The organism is Desulfonatronum sp. SC1 (assembly GCF_003046795.1).
Taxonomy (GTDB): Bacteria; Desulfobacterota; Desulfovibrionia; order Desulfovibrionales; family Desulfonatronaceae; genus Desulfonatronum.
Map to the genome: position 1 here is coordinate 1 of NZ_PZKN01000065.1, position 2983 is coordinate 2983.

At 41.0% G+C, this 2983-nt stretch carries 2 protein-coding genes; both read right to left on the reverse strand.

All coding sequences use genetic code 11. The features are described 5' to 3' along the window. Positions 1–2585, reverse strand: a 2585-nt coding sequence (locus C6366_RS19420) for a GLUG motif-containing protein (RefSeq protein ID WP_199221566.1), incomplete at its 3' end; no start/stop codon positions are given. A 151-nt stretch (positions 2586–2736) separates the two neighbouring features. Further along, a partial coding sequence (locus C6366_RS20375) for a hypothetical protein (RefSeq protein ID WP_233248570.1) occupies positions 2737–2983 on the reverse strand: 247 nt, incomplete at its 5' end.

A 2983-nucleotide genomic window follows, 5' to 3' on the forward strand; every position in this document is an offset into this window, starting at 1 on the left:
CGGCTGAAATTAGCCCGCAGGGTGCGGTTGCCCGTGACCGTGAACGAGTACTGCGCATCACAGGAAACCACGGTGCTGCCCTCGGTCCAGTTGACAAAGACATGTCCCGGGTTGGCCGTGGCCGTGATCGTGGCGGTTGAACCGTGTGCATAGGTCCCCGCGTTGCTGGCCGTGCCTCCGGTCCCGGCAGTGGGGGTCACTGTGTAGGTTGAAAGTGTTGTTGTAAATTGTTGGGTATCCCCGTAGCTCGTGCCCGCCGTGTTCGTGGCAAAGGCCCGCGCATAATAGGTGGTGTTGGGGGTGAGTCCGGTGATATCGGCCGTGAAGGGGCCGGTAGTCGTAGCTGCGCCCTTGTCGTCGCAAGTGTCGTTCGTGGTTGGATCAGTCGTGGTTGCCCAGCATATGCCGTGGGCCGTGGGATCGGGGTCGCCCAGGCTGGTGATGTTTCCGTTGCCCGTGGCCGAAGTAGTGCCAATACTCGTTACGGCCTGAGTGGTTACGGATGCTTGCAGGGGCCCGAGTTCAAACTCCTGCCATAAGAGATACGGATAGCCGGAATTTTTGCCGGGATTGATGCCCCAGACGGTGTTGAAGTCCCAGTCGATGAAGGTGGCAATTTGTTTCATTTCAAGAGTTGTTTTTCCTTCTCCACCTAACGATGTTGTTTGTCCTGTAGTATCAATGTCCCAGTATGAATTTGAAATACTTGTATCACCTAATATATTTCCAATAAATCCACCAATATTTTCATCTGTTGAATTATCTACAAAACTAGTAGTAAAAGAATTATTTATTGTTAGATTGTTGCGACCATCCCCTATAAAACCACCTAATACTCCAGTTCCTGAAACATATCCTGTTGAATAAGAATCCATTATTATTACATTGTCATCTCCACGGCCAATAAAACCACCCAGTGTATATCCATTAATAACATTTCCCGTAGAGTATGATCTATGAATTTCTGCATTATCTTCAGCTAATCCAATAAAGCCTCCTTTTTTATCGTTAGTTGCTCCTGTTCTGTGTAGTACATTTCCTGTTGCATATGAATTGTTAATGATTGCATTTGATTTTATTAGCCCTACAAATCCTCCTGCTCTTTCTGCAGAAGTTACATCTCCAGTAGCATAAGAAGCGTCAACTCTTGAATTTCCTTCAAGTTTTCCAATGAATCCTCCAACACCGCTAAAACTGGTTGTACCACCAGTTGCATTTCCTGTAGCAAAAGAATTGTATATAGTTGAATTTACAGAACTACTAGCCCGTCCAATTAAGCCACCTACATTGGAACAATTCCAAACAGTACATTCAACATTTCCTGTCGCATGTGAATTTAAAATATCTAATCCATCATGGTTTCCAATTAATCCACCAATACTATCACCTGTTGCTATAACATTTCCTGTTGAATAGGAATTGGAAACAGATTTTCTATTAGTTCCAACTAAACCACCAACTCCATCTCTTCCAGAGACGTTTCCAGTTGCATGAGAATTATCAATTATACCCCAATTGTAACCAACTAAGCCACCAGCTCTATTAAGTCCATTGGAAGCAATATTAACTATATTTGCTTCTGAGAATGAATTGTCAATAATGCCATCATCTTGGTTATAACCAGCAAGACCTCCTGCATTTTCAGCCATATAGCCAGGATTGTTAATATTAACTGTACCTAAAGAATGAGAATTGTCAATTATACTATCATTAAATCCAGTAATTCCTCCAACATAACCAGTTCCATTAACTATAACATCAGTATCAGAGTTGTTTATTGCAGAATTTGTTTCAATTCTTCCAATAAGTCCACCAGTGTATTGTTTGCTACTGCTAATTTCACCCGATATTGAAACATTGTCAATATATAAGTTTGTTCCATATCCAGCTAAAGAACCAGTATAATGTCCTCCTTTTATACTTGCATTAATTAAACTTAAACTAATAATTTCAGAATTATCAGCAAAACCAAATAGACCTACATAGTTTGTCGTTCTGTCAATAAATAAATTGGCTATTCCAAAATTATTGCCATCAAAAATACCAGTGAACTTATCTACATCATTTCCAATCGGTTCAAAACCATCTCCAGCATTAAATGGAGCAACATCACAATCAATATCGTTATTTAGTATAAAGTGTTTTGATAAATATAATCTAGTGTTATTTAGTTGGTTGCAACTAGATATTTGGTAAGGATCACCTGGAGAGCCATCACCTCCTGCAAATTCTGGTTCACCTGAAGGAGTAGTTGTAAAAATAAATGTTGCTATATTGGAAACATTCTCTTCATCGTTTTCTTTAAGCGTAAGTGTGCTTTCTTCAAATTGATCACCATTTGCATCGTAAAAAAAAATTTCATCAGCATTAACATTTGCAATTAAATTTAATTTTGAAGGCACACTAACCAAATGATGTGTTAAAACATCTCCATATACATAATTTGTAGTAACAGTGCTTATATGTGAAGAAACATCTGCAACAGTAAAAGAATCTGCTGACTGAGCATTTGTTGTGCTCAAAAAAACGACAAAGCAAAAAACAAACAGACTGATTACAAGTAGAGAGTAGATAGGCTTGGCCATTAAATTAGACTCCTATGATAAATTTTGATTCAATAATGAACTTGCAATAAGCGTTGCCTTGGGCAAGAAACGCGCTGATTTGCAGGGAAGACGGCGAAATCAAGCGTTAAAGGACAATCTCGCGGGCCGGCACCTGCCCTGCCTTCCCGGACTAGACGCACATTGTGCTTACGCTATGTCCATGCCATACCATTTCAGATATTTGATTTCTAACATACAACAGGTTAGAAAAAACGTCTATGGCGATGTTTTTTGAAAACAACCTGCGGATATGAATGTCTCCCCGGATCGCGATGACCAATAGGGATATTTTGACCAAGATCACGCCGCCCCAGACCCCGGAGTAGGTCACCGTGCCCAGGGATGAAATACCGTCGGCAGACAGACCGCCATCTTCA